The sequence below is a fragment of the Acidisoma sp. genome (genome assembly GCF_965199065.1).
In the GTDB taxonomy this organism is placed as follows: Bacteria; Pseudomonadota; Alphaproteobacteria; order Acetobacterales; family Acetobacteraceae; genus Acidisoma.
Genome location: NZ_CBDAQN010000003.1, coordinates 1,662,146 through 1,680,256 on the forward strand (window position 1 = coordinate 1,662,146; position 18,111 = coordinate 1,680,256).

The 18,111-nt window shown below is 66.1% G+C and carries 18 protein-coding genes and 1 pseudogene; 12 read left to right on the top strand and 7 right to left on the bottom strand.

Features of this window, described 5'->3' with window-relative positions; all coding sequences use genetic code 11:
- The first annotated feature begins 109 nt into the window (after positions 1-109).
- The 6 genes from rpsM to ACOEQ1_RS15900 all read left to right on the top strand — a co-directional run bounded on the left by rpsM (position 110) and on the right by ACOEQ1_RS15900 (position 5,057).
- A complete protein-coding gene (rpsM, locus tag ACOEQ1_RS15875; protein WP_419760205.1) occupies positions 110-487 on the top strand; it encodes a 30S ribosomal protein S13 in 378 nt (125 codons plus the stop codon).
- A gap of 108 nt (positions 488-595) precedes the next feature.
- On the top strand, positions 596-994 hold the full coding sequence (gene rpsK, locus ACOEQ1_RS15880) for a 30S ribosomal protein S11 (RefSeq protein WP_419760206.1): 399 nt from the start codon (positions 596-598) through the stop codon (positions 992-994).
- 98 nt (positions 995-1,092) lie between these two features.
- Complete coding sequence (locus tag ACOEQ1_RS15885; protein WP_419760207.1) at positions 1,093-2,112, top strand: DNA-directed RNA polymerase subunit alpha; 1,020 nt, start codon at positions 1,093-1,095, stop codon at positions 2,110-2,112.
- A 60-nt stretch (positions 2,113-2,172) separates the two neighbouring features.
- A complete protein-coding gene (gene rplQ / locus ACOEQ1_RS15890; RefSeq protein ID WP_419760208.1) occupies positions 2,173-2,607 on the top strand; it encodes a 50S ribosomal protein L17 in 435 nt (144 codons plus the stop codon).
- Positions 2,608-2,715: 108 nt separating this feature from the next.
- Positions 2,716-4,077 carry a replication-associated recombination protein A gene (locus ACOEQ1_RS15895; RefSeq protein ID WP_419760209.1) on the top strand — a complete coding sequence of 454 codons (1,362 nt, stop codon included), beginning with the start codon at positions 2,716-2,718 and terminating at the stop codon, positions 4,075-4,077.
- Entirely contained in the window at positions 4,074-5,057 is a 984-nt protein-coding gene (locus ACOEQ1_RS15900) for an RluA family pseudouridine synthase (RefSeq protein WP_419760210.1), read from the top strand. The genes ACOEQ1_RS15895 and ACOEQ1_RS15900 overlap by 4 nt, the downstream gene beginning before the upstream one ends.
- Before the next feature lie 22 nt (positions 5,058-5,079).
- On the opposite strand, the gene ACOEQ1_RS15905 is transcribed toward ACOEQ1_RS15900, so the two are convergent.
- The 5 genes and pseudogenes from ACOEQ1_RS15905 to ACOEQ1_RS15925 all read right to left on the bottom strand — a co-directional run bounded on the left by ACOEQ1_RS15905 (position 5,080) and on the right by ACOEQ1_RS15925 (position 9,032).
- Positions 5,080-5,931 (bottom strand): sulfotransferase domain-containing protein, encoded by an 852-nt coding sequence (locus tag ACOEQ1_RS15905; RefSeq protein WP_419760211.1) that lies wholly within the window; start codon positions 5,929-5,931, stop codon positions 5,080-5,082.
- A 90-nt stretch (positions 5,932-6,021) separates the two neighbouring features.
- Positions 6,022-7,014 carry an NAD(P)-dependent oxidoreductase gene (locus ACOEQ1_RS15910; RefSeq protein ID WP_419760212.1) on the bottom strand — a complete coding sequence of 331 codons (993 nt, stop codon included), beginning with the start codon at positions 7,012-7,014 and terminating at the stop codon, positions 6,022-6,024.
- A gap of 12 nt (positions 7,015-7,026) precedes the next feature.
- Positions 7,027-7,851 carry a GNAT family N-acetyltransferase gene (locus ACOEQ1_RS15915; protein WP_419760717.1) on the bottom strand — a complete coding sequence of 275 codons (825 nt, stop codon included), beginning with the start codon at positions 7,849-7,851 and terminating at the stop codon, positions 7,027-7,029.
- A gap of 138 nt (positions 7,852-7,989) precedes the next feature.
- Positions 7,990-8,442, bottom strand: a pseudogene (locus ACOEQ1_RS15920) (Fur family transcriptional regulator); the annotation flags it as partial.
- Positions 8,443-8,588: 146 nt separating this feature from the next.
- A complete protein-coding gene (locus tag ACOEQ1_RS15925; protein ID WP_419760213.1) occupies positions 8,589-9,032 on the bottom strand; it encodes a MucR family transcriptional regulator in 444 nt (147 codons plus the stop codon).
- 208 nt (positions 9,033-9,240) lie between these two features.
- Here ACOEQ1_RS15925 and ACOEQ1_RS15930 point away from each other — a divergent pair, with 208 nt between their 5' ends.
- From ACOEQ1_RS15930 to ACOEQ1_RS15955, 6 genes are all read left to right on the top strand, one after another.
- Entirely contained in the window at positions 9,241-9,501 is a 261-nt protein-coding gene (locus ACOEQ1_RS15930; protein ID WP_419760214.1) for a sulfurtransferase TusA family protein, read from the top strand.
- Positions 9,502-9,555: 54 nt separating this feature from the next.
- A complete protein-coding gene (locus ACOEQ1_RS15935) occupies positions 9,556-10,680 on the top strand; it encodes a glycosyltransferase family 4 protein (protein WP_419760215.1) in 1,125 nt (374 codons plus the stop codon).
- Positions 10,680-11,987 carry an O-antigen ligase family protein gene (locus ACOEQ1_RS15940; RefSeq protein WP_419760718.1) on the top strand — a complete coding sequence of 436 codons (1,308 nt, stop codon included), beginning with the start codon at positions 10,680-10,682 and terminating at the stop codon, positions 11,985-11,987. The genes ACOEQ1_RS15935 and ACOEQ1_RS15940 overlap by 1 nt, the downstream gene beginning before the upstream one ends.
- Positions 11,988-12,023: 36 nt before the next feature.
- Entirely contained in the window at positions 12,024-13,022 is a 999-nt protein-coding gene (locus ACOEQ1_RS15945; RefSeq protein ID WP_419760216.1) for a CobW family GTP-binding protein, read from the top strand.
- A gap of 10 nt (positions 13,023-13,032) precedes the next feature.
- Positions 13,033-14,100, top strand: coding sequence for a WD40 repeat domain-containing protein (locus ACOEQ1_RS15950; protein WP_419760217.1), 1,068 nt, complete (start codon positions 13,033-13,035; stop codon positions 14,098-14,100).
- Positions 14,101-14,205: 105 nt separating this feature from the next.
- Positions 14,206-15,363 (top strand): Gfo/Idh/MocA family protein, encoded by a 1,158-nt coding sequence (locus ACOEQ1_RS15955; protein WP_419760218.1) that lies wholly within the window; start codon positions 14,206-14,208, stop codon positions 15,361-15,363.
- Between the two features lie 9 nt (positions 15,364-15,372).
- On the opposite strand, the gene xylB is transcribed toward ACOEQ1_RS15955, so the two are convergent.
- Entirely contained in the window at positions 15,373-16,848 is a 1,476-nt protein-coding gene (gene xylB, locus ACOEQ1_RS15960; protein ID WP_419760219.1) for a xylulokinase, read from the bottom strand.
- Entirely contained in the window at positions 16,845-18,098 is a 1,254-nt protein-coding gene (locus ACOEQ1_RS15965) for a DNA polymerase IV (protein ID WP_419760220.1), read from the bottom strand. Before ACOEQ1_RS15965 ends, xylB begins: the two co-directional genes overlap by 4 nt.
- Positions 18,099-18,111: the final 13 nt, after the last annotated feature.

The window sequence follows — 18,111 nt, forward strand, 5'->3', positions numbered from 1 at the left end:
ATTCCGCTCCTCCTCCGGCCGAAAGCGAAAGCTGGCCGGAACCTTTTCTCGCCCAGTCCGGGACGACCAGCTGAACGCGCAGGCGTTTGGCGCTTGAGGAGTGTTAAGTGTGGCGCGTATTGCTGGGGTGAACATCCCGACCAACAAGCGGGTGGTCATCAGCCTGCGTTATATCTACGGCATCGGACCCACCAACGCGCAGCAGATCTGCACGCGATTGGGTATCGCTGCCGAGCGTCGGGTCAATCAGCTGTCCGATGACGAGGTGCTCCGCATCCGCGAGATCATCGACCGGGAGTTCCGGGTCGAAGGCGATCTGCGGCGCGAGGTGTCGATGAACATCAAGCGGCTCATGGACCTTGGGTGCTATCGCGGCCTGCGTCATCGCCGTGGTCTTCCGGTTCGCGGCCAGCGCACGCACACCAACGCCCGCACCCGCAAGGGCAAGGCCGTGGCGATTGCCGGCAAGAAGAAGGTGACGAAGTAAGGCGGGCAACTGCCTTTCGTTCTGCACCTTGCGTTAAGCTGCATCCGACGCCGATCGCAATCTGGCCCCGAGCCGGAGCGATCGTCGTATTTTTGACAGGATTTATCCATGGCGAAGCCCGCCGCGACGACCTCGCGCCCCCGCAAAAAAGAGCGCAAGAACATCAGCTCCGGCGTCGCGCACGTCGCCGCGACCTTCAACAACACCGTGGTGACGATAACCGACGCCCAGGGCAACACGATCGCCTGGTCGTCGGCCGGCAGCCAGGGTTTCAAGGGCAGCCGCAAGTCGACGCCCTATGCCGCTCAGGTCGCTGCCGAGGATGCGGGTCGCAAGGCGCGCGAGCATGGCATGGAGCAGCTCGAGATCGAGGTCAGCGGCCCTGGTTCGGGACGCGAGAGTGCGCTCCGCGCCCTGCAGACGGTGGGCTTCTCGGTAAGCTCGATTCGCGACACGACGGCGGTGCCGCATAACGGTTGCCGGCCGCGCAAGCGCCGCCGGGTCTAACGGGTCGAGAGAGCCGTCCTGTCGCCGGAACGATCGATCCCCTCCCCGCCTGTCGAGTGGAGGGCTCGGCGCCCGGCTTGTTCTTTTAAGAGGCGAACGTGGTATTGCAGAGAAATTGGGAATCGCTGATCAAGCCTGAGAAGCTCGAAGTAGAGCCGGGTAACGATCCCTCCTGCGTCGCCACCGTCGTGGCGGAGCCGCTGGAGCGCGGCTTCGGCATGACCTTGGGCAACGCGATCCGGCGCGTCCTGCTGTCTTCCTTGCAGGGTGCGGCTGTGACAGCGGTGCAGATCGACGGCGTATTGCATGAATTCAGCACCATCCCCGGTGTCCGCGAGGACGTGACCGATATCGTGCTCAACGTGAAGCAGCTCGCGCTGCGCATGCACGGTGAAGGCCCGAAGCGCATGATGCTCTCGGCCACCGGCCCGGGTGAAGTGCGCGCCGAGCAGATCCAGGCCGGCCATGACATCGAGATCATGAACCCGGAACTCGTCATCTGCACGCTGGACGAGGGCGTGAAGCTTGGCATGGAGTTCACGATCAACCTCGGCAAGGGCTATGTCGCGGCCGCGGCCAACCGTCCGGAAGATGCGCCGATCGGGTTGATCCCGGTGGACAGCATCTACTCGCCGGTCAAGCGCGTGTCGTACAAGGTCGAGCCGACCCGCGTCGGGCAGGTGACGGACTACGACAAGCTGCTGCTGACGGTCGAAACGAATGGCGCGGTGACGCCCGAGGATGCGGTGGCGCTCGCCGCTCGCATTCTTCAGGATCAGCTGCAGCTGTTCATCAACTTCGACGAGCCGCAACAACTTCGTCTGGAAGAGCAGCAGGACGACCTGCCGTTCAACCGCAACCTGCTCCGCAAGGTGGACGAACTCGAACTTTCGGTCCGCAGTGCGAACTGCCTGAAGAACGACAACATCGTCTATATCGGCGATCTCGTTCAGAAGAGCGAGCAGGAGATGCTGCGGACGCCGAACTTTGGCCGCAAGTCCTTGAACGAGATCAAGGAAGTTCTGACGGCCATGGGTTTGGCACTTGGCATGAACGTGCAGGGCTGGCCGCCTGAGAACATCGAGGACCTTGCCAGGCGGCTCGAAGAGCCGTTCTGAAGGTTGGATTCAGCTACCGCGTTTTGATGATCAGCACGCACAGGTCAAAGGACTGAAACCATGCGTCACGGCGTTTCCGGGCGGAAGCTCGGCGTTACCTCCACCCATCGCCTAGCGATGTTCCGCAATATGGCAGTGGCTCTTATCAAGCATGAGCAGATCACGACGACGTTGCCGAAGGCGAAGGAGCTGCGGCCCGTCGCCGAGAAGCTCATCACGCTCGGCAAGCGCGGTGACCTGCATGCGCGTCGGCAGGCCTACGCGCAGCTGCGGAACGATGTGATCGTGACGAAGCTCTTCACTGCGATGGCTGAGCGTTACAAGGGCCGTGCTGGCGGCTACACCCGCGTTTTGAAGGCCGGTGTCCGCTACGGCGACGCCGCCCCGATGGCGATCATCGAGTTCGTCGACCGCGATCCGTCGGCCAAGGGCCAGGACAGCGGTCCGAAGCCGGAAGTGAACACCGAGGCGCAGTTCCCGACCGCCGAAGACTGATGAAAGTTTTTTGCTTCTTTTTGTAAAAAGAAGCGCTTTCTTCTGCTGAAGGGCGGGCCTGTCGGTCCGCCCTTTTCGTTTCTGTCTCGTGCTTGAGGTTCATTTCGCGTGGCTCGTCCTCCCGCCCCGTCCGGCGATCTGTTTGGCGCTGAGCCGTCCGTCGCGCCCGCACCGCGTGCCGGTTCGAAGAAGCCGCGGCCGCTTGCCGACCGGCTACGGCCGATGTCGCTCGGGGATGTCACCGGGCAGGACCATCTTGTGGGACCGGACGGCACGCTGACGCGCATGCTGGCGCGCGGCTCGCTCGCCTCGCTTATCCTTTGGGGGCCGCCGGGTGTCGGCAAGACGACGATCGCGCGGCTGATCGCCGATCAGGCCGGGCTGTTGTTCTCTCAGATCTCCGCCGTGTTCTCGGGCGTCGGCGATCTCAAGCGCGTCTTCGAGGAAGCGGCCCGGCATATGCGGACGGGGCAGGCCACGCTGCTGTTCGTCGACGAGATTCACCGCTTCAACCGCGCCCAGCAGGATGCGTTTCTGCCCGTGGTCGAGGAGGGCATCGTCACGCTCATCGGCGCGACGACCGAGAACCCCTCCTTCGCCCTCAACGGCGCTTTGCTGTCGCGGTGTCAGGTTCTGGTGCTCAAGCGGCTCGATGATGCGGCGCTCGACCAGCTGCTGACCCGCGCCGAGACCGAGATCGGGCGCGTGCTCCCGCTCGACCACGAGGCACGCGCCAGCCTGAGGGCGATGTCGGATGGCGATGGCCGCTACCTGCTCAACATGGCCGAGCAGTTGTTCTCGCTGCCGGACGAGACGCCGCCGCTCGATGCGGCGGCGCTGTCCGACCTGCTGTCCAAGCGCGCCGCGCTCTACGACAAAGACCGCGAGGAGCACTACAACCTCATTTCTGCGCTGCATAAGTCGTTGCGCGGATCGGACCCTGACGCGGCGCTCTACTGGTTCTCGCGCATGCTGCTCGGCGGGGAGGACCCGCGCTACATCGCCCGCCGGTTGCTGCGCTTCGCGGCCGAGGATGTCGGCATGGCCGATCCCCAGGCGCTCCTCGTGACGGAGACGGCGTGGCAGACCTACGAGCGGCTCGGCAGCCCTGAAGGCGAGTTGGCCCTGGCTCAGGCGGTCGTCTATCTCGGCACGGCGCCCAAATCGAACGCGGTTTATGCCGCCTTCGGAGCGGCGCAGAAGGCAGCGCGGGCGACCGGCAGCCTGATGCCTCCCGCCCACATCCGCAACGCGCCGACCAAACTCATGCGCGAACTTGGCTACGGCGAAGGCTATGCCTACGACCATGGGGAGGAAGACGCGTTCTCGGGGCAGAACTACTTCCCCGAGGGCATGGCGCGTGCCCGCTTCTACGAGCCGACAGGTCGCGGGCTGGAGCGCGAGATCGCTCGTCGTCTCGAGCATTGGGACCGCCTTCGCGCTGAACGCGGACAGGAGCCACAGGAATGAGCGGCGTCGAAGAACGCATGGTGACGCTGGATGAGGCGGATATCCGGCTGGACCGCTGGTTCCGCCGGCATTTTCCTGGCCTGACCCAGGGCGCGATCGAGAAGCTCTGCCGGACCGGCCAGATCCGGGTGCAGGGGAAGCGGTCCGAGGCCTCGACCCGTCTTCAGCCCGGCCAGACGATCCGCGTGCCGCCGCCCGTACAGGCCGCCGCCGAGGGTCAGCCCGACCGCGCGCCAAAGCCGCTCGATGCGCGGACGGTGAAGGATCTCGCGCGGATGGTGATCTACAAGGACGACTGGGTCATCGCCATCGACAAGCCGCCGGGGCTCGCGACCCAGGGCGGTCCCGGCATCACCAAGCATCTCGACGGCATGCTGGATGGGCTGCGGTTTGGCGCGCCTGACCGGCCGCGCCTCGTGCATCGGCTGGATCGGGACACCTCGGGCGTGCTGCTGCTGGCGCGGACGCCCGGGATCGCGGCCAAGCTCGCCGCCGCCTTCCGCGGTCGTACGGTGCGGAAAACCTATTGGGCCGTCGTGAACGGCCTGCCGGTGCCGATGGAAGGGCGTATCGACAAGGCCCTGGCGCGGACACAGGGTTTGGGCGGCGCACGAAGCAGCATCGCCCATCCGTCCGATCCCGAGGCGACCAAGGCCGTGACGGAGTACACGACCATCGACCATGCCGGCCGGAAGTTCAGCTGGCTGGGACTTCATCCGCACACCGGCCGCACCCATCAGCTGCGAGTGCATTGTGCGGCGCTCGGCAACCCCATCCTCGGTGACGTGGCCTACGGCGGCGAGTCTGGCATGGAGACCGTCACCGGTCGGCTCCACCTGCACGCTCGCGCGCTGGTGCTGCCGCATCCGGCAGGCGGCGAACTCTCGGTGAGCGCGCCGCTCCCGCCACACATGGCGGAGACGTTTCAGCAGCTCGGCTTTGTCGCACCCGCAGCCGAACCGGCGCGTTGGCAGGATTAGCCCGCGCCTCCCGCCGGGCGGCTTACGACGCCAGATCGTCGGGAACTGTGAAGCCAAGCCGGTCGAGCGCTTCAAGCTCCGCGCGAACGGCAGGAGCTGCCGCCTCGATGAAGGCGTGAGGTGGCGTTCGCCACTGCGTCACGTTGTGTCGGACGGCAAACGTCTCCGGAGCATAGGCGACGTGCCTGATCGCGAGGAAGTCCTCGAACGTTCTCATGAGGGCAGCTGGATCGCGTTCTATGTCGGAGAACTGCCAGACAAGGCAGTTCTCGCGGCCGGCAGCGGCCAGGATCGCCTCGATCGTCATTGAGTAGGCGCCGTGGCGGAAGCACCCGCTCTCCGAGAGGAAATGCGCGTATGTCTCGACGCTCCAGTCCGCCATTGTGTCGTACTGGCCGATGATGCTGGCGTGGAAGCGGGCATGGCTCCACATCCTTTGCATCGGTGACCTCAGCCCATAGGTGACCCGGACCTCCCGCGTCAGATGCTTTACGTGCGCCCAGCCCTGGGGCGGCAGCAGCGCGTACATGTTGCTGAACTCAGCGCAGTAAGCGCGCTCTCCGCGATGGGTGAAGAGGTTGGCGAGCCAGACGTCGTCCACAGGACCCGCAAGATAGAGCTTGAACCAGTCGAGCAGGGCCGGCACCGATCTGAGCGGCGTCTGCGGCAACAGCCGGTTGATGTGATACCTTGCCGTCTCGATACGTTGGACATCGCTTAGCAGGCCGAAGTCGCCGTGCTTGTCCCAAAAGAAATGGATCTCCTTGATCGGGACCGTATCGATGTCGGGATGTTCTTTGAGCAGCTCATAAAGCCAGGAGGTTCCGGCCTTCATGGCTCCGACGTTGAAGAGCATCCGATCGAAGATATACATCGCCGAGATCGTTCCATGGGAAGAAGGCAAAGCCGCCACGGAGACAATCGTATTTCGCGCACTCAAGTCAAGTTAGATGTGGTATCGTAACTAACTCGGCGATGGCTGTTCCCTGGAACCATCAAGCCGTGATGGCACCACGATGCGATCGGGCGGCACGATGCCACCCGTTAGCGCAGCCACCACGCACTCCGCGGCATCCGTCGCCATCTGCACCATGGAAAGCGCGGTGACGCCCGCGACATGAGGCGTCAGAACGACCGACGGGTGCCGGCGAAACGGATGATCCGGCGGCGGCGGCTCGCTCGTCGTCACATCCAGCCCCGCCCCGGCGATATGGCCGCTATCGAGCGCCGCCAGCAGGGCGCTTTCGTCGATAAGCCCACCTCGGGCCGTGTTCACGATCAACGAGCCCCTCGGCAGCAGGGCGAGGGTGCGGGCGTTGAGCATCTCCCGGCTCTCCTCCGTCAATGCCGTGTGGAGCGAAAGGATGTCGCTCTCCCGGAGCAGCGTCTCGAGGTTGGAGACGCGACGCGCATGGCGGAAGGCCATGTCGTCGGCGTGCCTGGAGACGGCAGAGACCGTCATCCCGAGCCCCTGGCCGAGACGAGCCGTCTCCTGCCCGATAGGGCCCATGCCGACGAGCCCGAGACGGAGGCCCGCGATATCCCGGACCTGCATATCGCCTTCGCGCCATCCCGCAGCCGCGACACGACGCTGCATGCCAGGAAGGTCTTTGACCATAAGGAAGATCAAGGCGATCGCATGTTCGGCGACAGCGCGCGCGTTGGCGCCGGGCGTACGCGTCACCAGCACGCCTCGCGCCCGCGCGGCCTCCAGATCCACCTCATCGGTGCCGGCGCCATGCCGCGCGATGACCCGGAGGTTGGGTGCCGCATCCATGACCGCCGCCGTTATCCGGCCCTGGCGGGCGATGATAGCGGCGGCGTCAACCTCTGCGGCGGCCTCGGCGACACGTTCCGGGGGCGGGAAAGCCTCGACAAAATGGAGATCGCAACCGGCAGCCTCGAGCACGGCTACCCCCTCGGCCGCGAGATGCGGCGAGTTAATCAGAACAGTCATGGAGCCCATAGGCTAGCGCCGATCCCGATCGCGTTCGAAGTGCCGGAAGTATTTGCCGGTGACGAGGTCCGTTTGCACGACGATGGCGACGTCGGTGGTGTTGAACTGATAATCCACGACGGCTCCGTCGCCGACGAAGCCACCGAGGCGCAGGTACCCCTTGATGAGCGGCGGCAACCCCACCAGGACCTGGCGCGGATCGATCTCGGCCGGGTCCATGCGGCGCATATCCACGTAGCGAGACGGCAGGGCGCGTAGCCTGATATCCGCCGGCGCCAGATGGTTGGTGTAAAGATAAGTCAGCTCGGCCGCCAAGGCGTCCACATCCGTCCCCGGCAGGCTCGCACAGCCGAACATGAGGTCGATGTTGTGGGTGAAGACATAGGCGGCGATCCCTCGCCACAGCAGCTGCATCGCCGCCCGCCCGCGATAGGCGGCATCGACGCAGGAGCGGCCAAGCTCCAGAACATGGCCAGGAAAACGCTCGATCAGGGAGATGTCGTATTCGTCGGCCGAGTAGAACCGGCCGATGCTCTCGGCGGCCTCCCGCCGGATCAGGCGATAGGTGCCGACCACCGCGTCTGGTCCGTCGCCGAGGTCGTGGTCCATCACGAGAAGATGGTCCGCGACGCCATCATAGCGGTCGCAGTCGCGGCCGCTGGCGGCGGCGGCGGCATCGGGCTGAGCCCCAAGCTCCTGATAAAAGACTCGGTAGCGCAGCGCCTGGGCGGCTTCCAGCTCCTCTGGGGTGCGGGCGATCCGCAGCCCGAGGTTGCCGGCGCGCAGTTCCCCGATGCCCTCCTCCACTTCGATCCCGGCCAAAGGTTCGGACAAGATCACTTAATGTCCATGATCTGCATGCCCCTGGTCGGCATGCTCATGCAGGGTACGCCCCGCACCGGGTTCGTGCCCGCTCTCATGCCCGCTCTCATGCCCGCTCTCATGTCCGTTCTCATGTGCGGGTTCGCGCCTAACCTCGCGCGCAAGCGCCGCGGCCTTGGCGTCCGGCCCGGCTGTTTGTTCCGTCCGCCGCCGACCGAACAGCTCCAGCCGATGGGAGGCGAGGTCGAAGCCCAGCCGGCCGGCGATCGCGCGGATCGCCGCCTCAAGCTCGGGGTCGATGAACTCGATCACCCGTCCGGTATCGACATCGACGAGATGGTGGTGTGGACCCGGCGTCGTCGGCTCGTAGCGCGCCCGGCCGCCGCCGAAGTCGCGCCGCTCGAGGATGCCGTTCTCTTCGAACAGGCGGACGGTGCGATACACGGTCGCGATCGACATGCGGTTGTCGAGCGCCACGGCGCGCCGGTAGAGTTCCTCGACGTCGGGATGATCCGCCGCATCGGACAGGACGCTGGCGATAACGCGGCGCTGCCCCGTCATCTTCAGGCCCTTCTCGACGCACAGGCGCTCGATGCGCGACATCATCGTCTCGGCTCCGGTTCTATCCCCGCCTCCTCCGGCGCTATGCCGCAGGCTGCCGAGGGTGGAGATCCGGCAGGCCGACGGTTTCCATATACACCGTTATAGGCGAGCAGTCGGAGGAGGCAAACCTTCGGTTAAGGACGGGGGTACTACCCGGCGCGGCTGCCGCGCGGCGCAGTGCCCTTGACCGGGGCGCGGGGCTTCGTTCCCAGGCCGATCTTCTTCGCGAGCGAGGAGCGTTGGCGCGCGTAGTTCGGGGCGACCATCGGGTAGTCCGGCGGCAGCCCCCAGCGCTCGCGATACTGATCGGGCTCAAGGTTGTACGCCGTCTTGAGATGACGTTTCAGCATTTTGAGCTTTTTGCCGTCTTCAAGACAAACGATGTAATCGCCGAAGACGCTCTTCTTGACCGGAACGGCCGGCTGCGGCTTCTCGGATGGCTCCACCTGCACGCCGACATTCGATAGTGTCCGGAAGACCTCCTGAATCAATGCAGGTAAAGCCTCAGGTGAAACGGTATTGTGCGAGACGTGAGCGGAGACAATCTGAGCTGTCCAGCCGAGGACACTCGGATTTGCGGTTTCGTCAGACATTGTTCTCGCTCCTGGCCGTAAGGCTTATGCAGGCATGTCGTTGTGGATAGGATATTTCTTGCACGCACGGCTTTTGGTAGAAGTAAGACTACAGCTTAAATGAATTTAAGTTTGCGGCTATTGCCGAACATCCCGATTAAGCATTCTTTTACATCTATCGCCGCAGTCGTTGCAACATGTCCGAAAAGCTAACAAGTAACGTAGGACCATGACCGTAAATACTCAGCAGAAAGAGAGCCTTCTTGATGTCACGCGCGAGACCTGCCCGATGACTTTCGTGCGGACGCGGCTGGCATTGGAGCGCCTTTCCGCCGGTGATCTTCTTCGTGTTCTGGTCAAGGGCGATGAACCTCGCGACAGTGTCCCTCGCATGGCCGAGGCTCAGGGGCATACCGTACTGGCCAAAACCGCCAGCGTGGCCGATCCCGCGATCCTCGAAATTCTGATCCGGCGTGGCGCTAGAGCGTAACCTCTTCAAGTCAAACGTGCTTCAGCGCTTTCAACAACTAGTCCGAGCCTGATCATGGCGACATCCTCAGCCCGGTGGCGCGTCGCCATCGTGCTGCCGCCACGTGAAGGATTTGGGCCGCAGTCCGCCGGGGCGATCGCACTGCTGCAGGCGAGGCTCGGCCAGCCTGACCCGGCGCCGAATGCTCGCTTCGACCCGATAGTCATCGGCGCAAAGCAGCCGGGGCCACTGTTTTCGCAGCCGTTCCGAGCTGTAGGGATCAGGCGTTGGCGGCTGCGCTGGCCAAGAAGCGCGGACGCCCGTTACGCGGACGGCGTTCGTGATGTCCTCGTGGAACTCGAACCCGCGCTGATCGAAGTTCATAACAAGCCTGACGTCGCTCTGCGCCTCGCCCGCTGGTTCCCGCCTCGCCGCATCGCCTTGTTCTTGCACAATGATCCTCGGGGCATGCGGGGCGCCAAAAGCGCCCGGGCTCGCGCGGACCTGTCGGCGCGGCTCGGGCGGATCGTCTGCGTGTCGCGCTACATCGCCGGTTGCTGGACTGAAGGAGTGGCCGGGGCCGTGCCGCCCGACGTGCTGCCGAACTGCCTCGATCTTCCGGCGCTGCCGGATCAGGCGGCGCGCGAGAACGTGATCGTCTTCGCGGGCCGCATCGTGGCGGACAAGGGTGCGGACAGCTTCGTCATTGCCTGCGCCGACGCCCTGCCCGCGCTGCCGGGGTGGCGGGCGGTCATGATCGGGGCCGACCGCTTCCGCCCCGACAGCCCTGAGACCCCCTTTACCGAAAAGCTGAAGAGTGCGGCGGCTGCGGCCGGGATCGACCTCCCCGGCTACCGCGATCATGCGGGCGTCATGGCGGCTCTGGGCGAGGCTGCCATTGCCGTCGTGCCCAGTCGCTGGCAAGAGCCCTTCGGGCTGACGGCGCTGGAGGCCATGGCAAGCGGCGCCGCGTTGATCGCCAGCCGGCGCGGCGGGCTGGCGGAACTGACGGAAGGTGTGTCCGTGCCGATCGACCCTGAGGACACAGCGGGCATGGCGCGTGCGATCGTAGAACTCGCGCGCGATCCGGCGGCCAGGGCGCGGCTGGCGGAGGCCGCCCGAGAACGCGCCCGCGCGTATGACGTGCCGGCCGCACGCCAACGACTTGACCAACTGAGGACGGAACTGCTGACGCCGTGATGCCGCTCAACCTGATTATCCAGCGCATTGCGCTCGTCGCGATGTTGCTGGTGACGCCCGCTCTCCTCAACGCGCGGGCTTTGGCCGATATCCTGTTTTCCGTCGTCGCGCTGCTGTTCCTGTTCGACTGCGCGCGCACCGGGCGCTGGCGCTGGCTGCGACAGGGCTGGGTGCCCTTCGCCGGCGCCTGGTGGATCTGGGAGATGATCTGCTCCCTGCCGCTGCCGCCGCCCTTCTACGGAAGCTGGCCATCCCTGCTGCAGGCCGTCGTCACGGTCCGTTATTTCGTCTTCGCGGCGGCGCTCGAGCACTGGCTGCTTCGTGAGGCACGCCCCCGCCTCTGGCTGCGCTGGGTGGTGCAGGCGGTGGCGGCCTACATAGGCATCCAGTGCCTCTTCCAGTATGCGACGGGCCGCGACTTCTATGGCTTCGGCCGCTGGACGGATGGCGAATTGACAGGTCCGTTCTTCAAGCCGCGTGCGGGCCCCGAACTGGTCCGGATCCTCTTCCCTGCGCTGCTGCCGCCTGTGATGGCCCTCATCACTCAGAAAACCATCATTTATCGCGCAGCCGGCGTGGCGCTGGCGGCGCTCGGGATCGCGGTCATGGTGCTGATCGGTCAGCGCATGCCGGTGCTGCTGACCGGCCTGGGCCTGATCGTGTCGGCCCTGCTGCTGCCGCGGCTGCGTCTGGTCGCGTTCGCCGCAATCGTGGCAGGCGCCGTGGTGCTGGCGGCATCGCCTGTGATTTCGCCGCCGACCTATTACCGGCTCGTCGAGAAGTTCAGCATGCAGATGGAGAACTTCCGGATCAGCCCATACGGTCTCCTGCTGCGCCGGGCGGATGAGATCACCGAGCAGAACCCGGTCTTCGGCCGCGGGTTCAACGGCTTTCGCATCGGCTGCTCGGATCCTCGCTACTTCGTGGGCTGGACGCACAATCCCGGCGACAACGGGCTCGGCGCCAGCATCTGCAAGCAGCATCCGCACAACTTCTACACTCAGGCGAGTACGGATGGCGGCTATCCGGGCCTGATCCTGTTCTCGCTCATGGTGCTCGCCTGGCTTCGTGACATGAGCCGTGGCCTGTGGCGGCAGCCCGATGCCGTGCGGGCCGGACTGTTCGTCGCGGCGCTGCTGCATCTCTGGCCTATCGCCTCGACCAGCGCCTTCACCAGCCTGCCCGTCAGCGGCTATTTCTTCGTCGTTCTGGGCTGGGGTCTGGCAGAGACGCGGTGGCGGCAGGTGCGGCCTGCATCCCGTTCCGTCGCCAGCCCCTCGCCCCTTGCCGCCACCGGACCTATATAGTTCTTCTCGATTTCCGTTCTGTCCGGAGTAGCCACCATGCCCGATACCGTCGCCGAAGCCGCCGCCGCCGTGACGCAGGATCTTGTGCCCGTCACTGTCCTCACCGGCTACCTGGGCGCCGGCAAGACGACGTTGCTCAACCGCATCCTGACGGAGCAGCACGGCCGCAAGTATGCTGTCATCGTCAACGAGTTCGGAGAACTGGGCGTGGATAACGACCTCGTCGTCGATGCCGACGAAGAGGTCTTCGAAATGAACAACGGGTGCATCTGCTGCACCGTACGCGGCGACCTCATTCGCATCGTCGCGGGCCTCATGAAGCGGCGGCAGAAGTTCGACGGGATCATCATCGAGACCACGGGCCTCGCCAATCCCGCCCCCGTCGCGCAGACGTTCTTCGTCGATGAGAGCCTCCGCTCGAAGGCCCGCCTGGATGCGATCGTTACCGTGGTCGACGCCAAAAACCTGCCCGCGCGCCTCGACGACAGCGCAGAGGCCGCGGCGCAGATCGCCTTCGCCGATGTCATCCTGCTCAACAAGGTGGATCTGGTGACGGCGGACGAGCTGGCGGCGGTCGAGGCAAGGGTTCGTGCCATCAATGCTTTGGCGCCGATCATCCGGTCCGAGCGGTCGCAGGTGGCGATCGAAGCCGTGCTGCACCGGAACGCCTTCGATCTTGGCCGCATCCTCGCGCTCGACCCCGACTTCCTGGAGTCGGACGAGCACGAGCATAACGAAGAGATCACGAGCATGAGCTTCACCGTCTCCCGGCCTATCGACCCGCAGAAGTTCAACAGCTGGATTGGGGCGTTGCTCAACGCGAAGGGCGCCGACCTGCTGCGGACCAAGGGCATCCTGGATTATGTCGGCGAAGATCGCCGCTACGCCTTCCAGGCGGTGCACATGATCGCCGACGGCGACTTCATCGGTCCGTGGAAGGAGGGCGAGCCCCGGCAAAGCCGCATCGTCTTCATCGGCCGCGAACTGAACCGCCCCGTGCTGCGGCGCGGCTTCGAATCCTGCCAGGCCGGCTGAGCCGCGCGGGATGTCGGGTCTGCAGGCCCCCCCACGGGAGTCCGTGCTCGAGACGCGCGGGATCCACCGGTCGCTCGATGCCTTCGTGGTGCAGGCGGCGTTCGATCGCGGCGGGTCGTTCGCGGCCTTCGCGCTTGGCGACGGCACAGTGCGCTTTGCGCCCCTTGCCGGCCCGGACGATGAGTGGGCCAGCGTCACCGTGCACGATGGCGCAGTTCTCGGCATGGCCGCCGATGCGCTCGAGGGCAGCATTGTCAGCGGCGGAGACGATGGCGACTACCGCCGCGTGAAGCCGGATGGCGAGGCCGTGACCCTTGCCGATCTGGGATCGAAATGGGTCGAGCATGTCGTTACTTTCGCGCCTGGCCGCGGGCGGGACCGCGATCTGCCCGTCCTCGCCTGTTCTGCGGGCAAGCAGGTGCATCTTTTCGACGGGTCGGGACGGCGGCTAAAGACGCTCGATCATCCTTCCACGGTCACTGGCATAAGCTTCGACAATCGGGGCAAGCGGCTGGCGGCCTCGCATTACAATGGCGCCAGCCTGTGGTTCGTCGCGTCCAAAACCGACACCCCGCGACGGCTGGAGTGGAAAGGGAGCCATATCGGCGTGGCGCTGCAGCCCGATGCCGAGGCGGTCGTGACGAGCATGCAGGAGAACGCACTCCACGGTTGGCGGGTCACCGATGGCCAGCACATGCGGATGAGCGGCTATCCGACGAAGCCGGAGTCGATCTCCTTCTCCCGTTCCGGCCGGTGGCTGGCCTCATCCGGGGCCGACACGATCGTGCTGTGGCCCTTCTTCGGAGGCGGCCCGATGGGGAAGCCACCGCTGGAACTGGCCGGAGGTGGCAGTGTCGTCGTGTCGCGCGTCGTCTTCAACCCGCGCAGCGACGTGGTCGCGGCCGGGTTTGCCGATGGTCGTGTTGTGCTGGTGGATATCGAGAGCCAGAAGGTGCTGCCGATTGCGCCGCCGGGACATGGCACGGTCTCCACTCTGGTCTGGAACGACGCCGGCAGTCACCTGGCTTTCGGAACCGAGTTGGGCTTTGCGGCGGTGGTCGATCTGTCGAAGCGGTGAGTGAAACGGCTGGAGCGGGTGCTGAAGCTCGCCGGGCCTTGGTTGGTCGCGCGATTAGACCTTGGCATAAGCCTCGGTGATCGCGCTCAGGGAGGAGATACAAAAATGACGACAACCCCACGCCGCATTCGCTTGGGCATGGTCGGAGGCGGCCCAGGGTCGTTCATCGGCCCAGTCCATCGCTTGGCTGCGCGCATGGATGACCGCTACGAGTTTGTCGCCGGAGCCTTCTCCTCCGATCCCGAAAAGTCGCGACAGGCGGGTGTCGAGTGCCATATCGACCCGGCTCGCGCCTACCCGAGTTGGGAGGCGATGGTGGAAGGCGAGCGGAACCGCCCCGATCGTATCGATGCGGTCGCCATCGTCACCCCGAACAACGTCCACTATGGTCCGGCGAAGGCCTTCCTGGAGGCCGGAGTGCATGTGATCTGCGACAAGCCCCTCACGATGACGGCCGTGGAAGCCACCGATCTCGTGGAGACGGTGCGGCGCACCGGCCTCGTTTTCGGCGTGACCCACACCTATGCCGGCTACCCGATGGTGCGTCAGGCCAAGGCGCTGGTCGCGGCGGGGGAGCTTGGCGCGATCCGGGTGATCCAGGCGGAATATGCCCAGTCCTGGTTGACGGAAACCATCGAGACGACAGGGCAGAAACAGGCGGCCTGGCGCACCGACCCCGCGCAGTCGGGCGGAGGCGGATGCCTCGGCGACATCGGCACCCATGCCTATCACTTGGCCGGCTATGTTTCGGGGTTGAAGGCCGAGGCGATCTCGGCGGAGCTATCGACCTTCGGTGAGGGCCGGCGTTTGGACGACAACGTCAGCATGCTGCTGCGCTATGAGGGCGGGGCGCGCGGGATGCTCTGGGCGAGCCAAGTGGCGGTGGGCGAGATCAACGGCATGCGGCTGCGGATTTTCGGCACCAAAGGCGGCCTCGCGTGGCAGCAGGAGCAGCCGAATGAACTCATCTTCACGCGGCACGGCAGCCCATCGCAGACGCTGACACGCGGCGGCCCGGGGGCGGGCGACACCAACATCTATCTGCCGCGTGTGCCGGCGGGGCATCCCGAGGGGTATCTGGAAGCCTTTGGGCAGCTTTACGCCGATGCCGCCGAGCAGATCACCGCTCAGTGGGAAGGCCGTGAGGCCTCCGCGACTTCGCGGTTTCTACCGACGGTCGAGGATGGCGAGGCGGGCATGAAGTTCATCGAGGCTGCAATCGCGTCCAGCCGCCAGGGCGGCAAGTGGCTCTCGCCCCGTTAATCCCGGTCGTTATGTTGGTTTCCCGCGGCGGAACTCGGGCCGAAGCGCCCGATAAAGGCTGCGGTAATCCTCCACCCGCGGCAGATAGGCCTCACGCAGGCTGAGATCGGGCACGATCGTCTCGATGACGGCCGGCATCCCGGCATCGAGCGGCTGGCCGGTCGCCATCCGCCCAAGCCGGGCGGCACCGAAAGCGGCGCCATGCTCGCCACCGGCGAAGCGGTTGAGCGTGAGGCCGGTGGCGGCTGAGATGATGCGGGCCCAGAGCCGGCTCCGCGCTCCGCCCCCGATGAAGCCCGCGGCACCGACCGAGGTGCCGGCGGCATTCAGGGCCGCTACCCCGTCGGCCAGGCTGAAGGCGACACCTTCCAGCACCGCCTGGATCATCTGCGCCCGGCTGCTGTCCGACGTGATCCCAAACAGCACGCCGCGCGCGAAGGGGTCGTTGTGCGGACTACGCTCGCCCGTGAGGTAGGGCAGGAACAGCAGCGGACTGGGGCCGGTGAAGCTCGCTTCCACCTCGTCGAGGAGACCAGCGATGTCGTCGCTGCCGGCGAGGCGGCTCATGGCGCCGAGCGCACTGGCGCCGTTCAACAAGGCCGCCATGGCGCACCAGCGCGCGGGCAGGCAGTGGCAGAAGCTATGGACGGCGTTCTCGGGCGCGGGGCGGTAGCTGTCGGTCGCGACGAAGACCTGCGCCGACGTGCCGAGGGAGACGAAGGCCCGCCCGTCCTCGACGACACCGATGCCCATGCCCCCGGCAAGGGTATCGCCCGCGCCACCCGCGACGATGACGCCCTGCGGCAGGCCGAAACGGCGCGCGATCTCGGGGCGGACAGTGCCGGTCGGCGCCGGGCTTTCGACGATGAGAGGTAGCAGCCTCCGGTCGATGCCGAGCGTATCGATGGCGCGGTCGCTCCAGCAACGTGCCGCCTGGTCCAGCAGCCAGGTGCCGGCAGCATCCGACACATCCGTCACCCGCTCGCCGGTGAGGGTGAGGCGGATTACATCCTTGGGCAGCAGGAGGTGGCGGGCACGTTCCAGCGACGCAGGCTCGTGCCGCTGGAGCCACATGAGCTTGGGGGCGGTGAGCCCGGCCATCGCCGGCACGCCGAGGATGCGGGCGAGGTCGTAACCCTGGGCTTGGAGCGCCTCGGCCTCCGCCTCGGCACGGCCATCATTCCACAGCATGGCCGGGCGCACCGGGCGATCCTCGGCGTCGAGCAGGCTGAGCCCGTGCATCTGGCCGGAGAGACCGATGCCGCGCACCCGCGCCAGAGCCGGTCCGTGGTCCTGAGCCAGCCGGGTCAGCGCGGTGGAGACAGCATCCCACCAGCTGCCGATCTCCTGCTCGGAGGCGAGCGGCGTCGGGTGCGCCGGTGCGGGAACCGGCACCGAGATCGTCGCCAACACCGTCTCGGCCTCGTCCAGGATGAGCGCCTTGACCGCCGAGGTGCCGAGATCGATGCCCAGGAAGCACGTCATGCGTTGAAGCCTCGTCCGCGCCCGATGATCGCGACGCCAAAGCGGTCTCGTAGCTTGTCCACAGCCTGTTGACGAGACACCCGGCGAGCGGCGTCGGGATCGGCGAGGTCGAGCGGGTCGGCTTCCGCCGCGGGACGCAGCGGCTGCGCGCCGAGGCCAAGCAGCCGGAACGACGTGCCATCGGCTTCGCGCGCCAGCATCCCACGCCCCGCCGCGAACAACACGTCGGGCAGCGCGGTGGGAGAAGCGAGTCGCAGGCTGCGGGTGCGCGAGACGTGGCTCGCCGTCTTCAGCTTGAGCGTGAGGCCCCCCGCGGCCCAACCGCCCGCCCGTAAGCGCGCCGCGAGCTTCTCCGCGATGCGCCACAGGACCTTTTCGAGGTCTGGAAGTGTGCAGAGGTCGTGCGAGAAGGTGGTTTCGGCGCTGACGGACTTTGCCTCGTGGAAGGGCACAACGCGCCGGCTATCCTCGCCACGTGCTCGCCGGGTGAGGGCTGGCCCATCCTCACCCAGGAGCCGGAAAGCGGTCGCGATGTCGAGCGCCTGAAGTTGGCCGATGCGGGTCAGGCCTAGACCTGCGAGGCGGGCGGTCGCCGCCGGTCCCATCCCGGGCAACAGGCTGATCGGCTCCGGCGCAAGCAAGGCGGCGGCCTCCGCACCGATGACGGAGAAGCCGCGCGGCTTGTCACGCTCGGCGGCGAGCTTGGCGAGCAGACGGTTCGGGCCGAGGCCGATGGAGATGGTGACGCCGATCTCGCTCTCCACCCGACGCGCCAGCCGGGCGAGCATGACGGCGGGAGGGGCGCGATGCAGCGCCTCGGTGCCCGAAAGGTCGAGCGCCGCCTCATCGATGGAGAGCGGTTCGACGAGCGGCGTGAGGTCGCGCATCAGCGCCCGGATGCGGCGGGATTCAGCGGCATACTTCGCCATGTCGGGCTTGATGATGACGGCCTCGGGGCAGAGTTTGGTCGCCTTGAACATCGGCATGGCGGAGCGGACGCCGGAGAGGCGGGCGATGTAGCAGGCGGTCGTCACGACGCCTCGTTGACCGCCGCCGACGATGAGGGGCTTGGCCGCGAGTTCCGGACGGTCGCGCTTCTCGACGCTCGCATAGAAGGCGTCGCAGTCGACATGGGCGATGGCGAGGGTCAAAAGCTCCGGGTGGTGCACGGAGAGGCGCGATCCGCACCGGGCGCAGAGACGGCTGGGGCCGTCGCTGATCGTATCGCAGGATCGGCACAGGCTCGGCATCGCGGTCCCGCCT